Below are 3,974 nucleotides of genomic sequence, written 5' to 3'. Positions count from 1 at the left end.
ATACTTTATTTGTGATTACAATAGGCAATTGAGAGCCTTACCTATTTAGCACTACCTAAATTTTATTTTTTAAATTCTTTCCTAAATTTTTTTAAAGCTTCTTCATAAGTTTCGTATTCATCTTCATAATCATAAATATCTTTATGCCCTTTATAGGCATAGTAAATTTGATGCCCTTGGTTAGAAACAATAATAATGTGTGGTTTAAAGACCCAACTTCCATCAGGATAATAGTTATAAATAGATATGTGAACATTTGAATTAGAGATGGGATAATCCCTAAGATAAGGATGTATTATCTGGTTGGCGTTAACTTCTTTAATGAATTCTTCAGTTAACTGAATAATCCAATTCCTAGCTTCATCTTTATTTAAAGGAGGCCCTTCTCTTCTAAATCCTAAATTAAATTTATGGATGCCATTATAAACGCTTCCTCCAATAGCTTCTAATTTTAAATCTTTCTCCAATTTCATTCTTTTTGCAAAATCTTTAATTACTAAATCGCTTAAATAATCTTCTTGAGATTTTTTGGGAAATATAGGAAGAGAATGCAGATTTTCAAAAAAAAATGATAAAACCATCATAAATGTAAAAAAATATTTCATATAATTATTTATTAAAAAAATTATTTATAAATTCCTTTGCTGGCATGACATAAGTAGGGCTAACAAATGAATGATCCATAATGAAATGTCCTGGATGGGCCTTTAAATTTACCACGGTATCCTCGCATCTCGAAATGTTATGAGAATCTACCCAAGGAATAGGATCCTTATCACTTGTTAAATGTAAAACATCACCACATAAAGCTTTATTTATATATCCGCCAGGAGCAACGGCCAGGACATGAATTTTTTGTCTTAATTCTGGCGGATAGTCCATTAAAGCATTTCGAACATAAACAGCAGCTCGGCTATGGCAAACCATTAAAATTTTTCCTTCAGGAGTATCTTTGAAAAATTCATTCCAAGATCTATGTAGTATTCGCACAGATTCATAAGCAACGTTGTTTATTAAAGCTTGTTTATAGTGGTAAAAATCACTAAACATCCCTTGGGAAGCAGAGTATACCCCAAGTACATTATGGTTAGCAAGTAAACCAAGATGGCCAAGGCTACTAAGATGATCTTGACGGCTATTATTCACACCATTCATAAACATTAAGAGTTTCCCTTGAGTCATCTTTAAGTTATAGGGCATATTGGTTAAAGGATTTTTAAAGTCATTTAAATTATATACTGCAGATCGATTATAATAAATAGCATCAGGAATTTCAGAATCTGAATGGAAAAATTCATAATCTCCTTCAGATTCACAAAATTTATGATTCACAACACTGTTTAGTGGGTCGTTATTTAGGTACTGATACACATTACTTGCAACAAAGCCAGGAATTCCAAATGCACCATAGTCGCACAAAGCCATTGTATAATCAAACGTGGTATCTAATAAACCTGAAAAGGAGAATAGCCCAAATTGATCAAAGTAGATCAGAGGGCTATGATGCACATAGGCGTAGAGGTTAGGACCGTCTTCAAAGCCGGAAGGATCAGCTGTGACCCAGCGACCGAGGTTGGGATCATAATATCGAAGACCAAATGCGACAAATCCTGTCTCGGGATCAAATCGTTTGTTAGCATAACGCCAAGGATTTCTAACCTGAGATTCTTTAATCTCTTTTCCTTTCGCATTAAGGATTTGAATTTCTCCAAAAGCAGAATAGCGATAAGTTTCAATCAGTTGCCCTTGTAAAGACTGTAACCCGCTAATTTGACCGAACAGATCGCGAATGGGGACATAGACTTGATCATTTAGTTCAATGGCAACAGGGGGATACTTTTCACCTTTCCCAAGAATTTTTAATTCAGTGATTTTTCCTTTAACGATAGCCCCAATTTCTTCCTGTCCTTGATGAAAGTACATCTCTTCTTTGACACCTTTTTTACTCAAGCGTCGATTAAAAGGATCGTAAGAGTAAGAAATTGTTTTTTGTTTGGATGTCACTGATCGGAGACGGTCAAGGGCATCGTAGGTGTAAATGGTTTTTTCTGAGCCCGTTTGTTTCTCAATTAAATTTCCATTGGGATCATAGAGATAGGTTTCCTCTCCTCTTTTTAAAAGTTGATTGAGGGAATTGTATGTGTGTTCTTGATCATCTTTAAGTAAGCGATTCGAGAGGGAATCACATTGGTATTTATGATTAGCATGTCCTTTTTCACTTTGTAATTGATAGAAATCATCATAAGTATAAGAAGAAATTTTGCCATCGGTTTCATAGCTGAGCAGATTGCCGACTTCATCATACCCTTCACTTGAAATTGTTTGTTTAAAAAAAGGGGAGGCGACACCGATACATCGATCTAAAGAATCATATTGATAATGAACAAGACCATTTTCTCCTGGGGGTTGGGATTTAATTGGTGCACCTTGTAGATTGTGTTCTAAATCTTTATGCGTATAAGAGTACTTTTCGTTCACTAAACGATGAACAGCTTTTAAATCGACTGCGCTGAACTGATATTCAATCGCTGTTTGATCAGGTAGGGTGATAAGAATAGCTCTGCCAAGGCGATCGTATTGATAAGCAAGAATTAATCCATTTCCGAGTTTTTCTTGAATCATGCGTCCCATTTGATCATACAAACGCTCAGTAGAGCTTTCTGTAACATGGTCGACGACTTTTTTTACCAGTCCATTTAATGTATATTCATAATCGTAATCAATAGATCCATCAGAAGATTTTAATGTTTTTAAATAGCCAAATGAATCGTAGGTGTGAGATAAAATGGCTCCATCAGGTTTTGTGGTAGAAATTTTTTGACCTCGTTGATTATAGAGGTAATGAGTGATTTTTTGTTCGGGTGTATAAGCTGCTTCTGCAAGCATGATTAATTGATTATTTTCGTTATAGCTGAAAAGGGTTTCGATGGAATGCGTTGTTTTTCCATCCACCATCACATGGTCAATGCGTTTTGCTTGATTGCCATTCAAATCGTAATAAAATTGTTGGTGAGAAATTTCTATTCCAAAAGGAGTTTTTCGCTTTTCGCTAACTAATCGATTCGCGTTGTCATAGGTAAGAATTGTCTGATAACCTCGGGCATCTGTTGTGGTAGCTTGCAAGACGCGTTGATTATAATGGTTTAAGTAGTAAGGATTATAAGCTGTGTGCGTCGTCTGACCAAGTGCATTGGTAATTTTTATCACATTTTGATGGGCATCATAAGTTGTTTTTGTGACTTGTTCACCCGCCTTAACAACAATTTTATTTCCTTTCGCATTGTAAGTATATTGGTTGCATTGATAGAGTTGATTTTGAGCATCTTCTAGCCTATCTTCAATAATACGATTGAGCCAATCATAGACTTTAATGGTACGTCGATAATTTGATTCATCAATCCATTCTTTAGTTTCAATTTCTCGTCCCAAACTATCGTAAAAATACTCTGTCATTTGCTCTTCTTTAATTTGAGAGACTAGGCGACCCGCAAAATCATAATGATAATGGGTGACGATTCCTTCTTTATCTATATAGGTCAAGGGGTGGAAAGCATTATACGACCAATGCTGTGCACAAAGAAGGTTTCCTTCTGCAGCATAAGTGGATTCGGTTAGAATTCTTCCTTGATAATCTTTTTCATAGTGCGTGCGTATGCCAGAGCGTTCAGTTTTTTGAATGAGAGTTCCATCTAGTAAATAAAGATATTGTTCGGATGATCCATCGGGATAGTGGGCAAGAATAGGCTGACCGCGAATGTTATATTGAATTTTGGTTTGCAACCCTTTAGCATCTGTTACACAAGTTGGAAGACCGATAAGATTATATTCTCTATGAATAACGGGAGAAACAATTTCTCCAGCTTCATTTTCTATCTCGGGTAAATGTATGGCAATTTGGCGACCAAGATCGTCAAATTCAAAGGTAGTTTCTTGTCCATAAGGATCGGTTGTGGCGATACATTGATTTAAATAAT

General features: G+C 35.5%; 2 protein-coding genes. Both read right to left on the bottom strand.

The window, feature by feature from the left end; all coding sequences use genetic code 11:
* Positions 1–62: 62 nt before the first annotated feature.
* Complete coding sequence (locus tag TY19_RS10355; RefSeq protein WP_042282328.1) at positions 63–605, bottom strand: hypothetical protein; 543 nt, start codon at positions 603–605, stop codon at positions 63–65.
* Positions 606–609: 4 nt separating this feature from the next.
* A partial coding sequence (locus TY19_RS10350; protein ID WP_042282326.1) for an RHS repeat-associated core domain-containing protein occupies positions 610–3,974 on the bottom strand: 3,365 nt, incomplete at its 5' end.

The sequence above is a fragment of the Candidatus Protochlamydia sp. R18 genome (assembly GCF_000648255.1).
In the GTDB taxonomy this organism is placed as follows: Bacteria; Chlamydiota; Chlamydiia; order Chlamydiales; family Parachlamydiaceae; genus Protochlamydia; species Protochlamydia amoebophila.
Note: the sequence above shows the minus strand (reverse complement) of the source record. Positions and strands in the feature narration are given on the sequence as shown.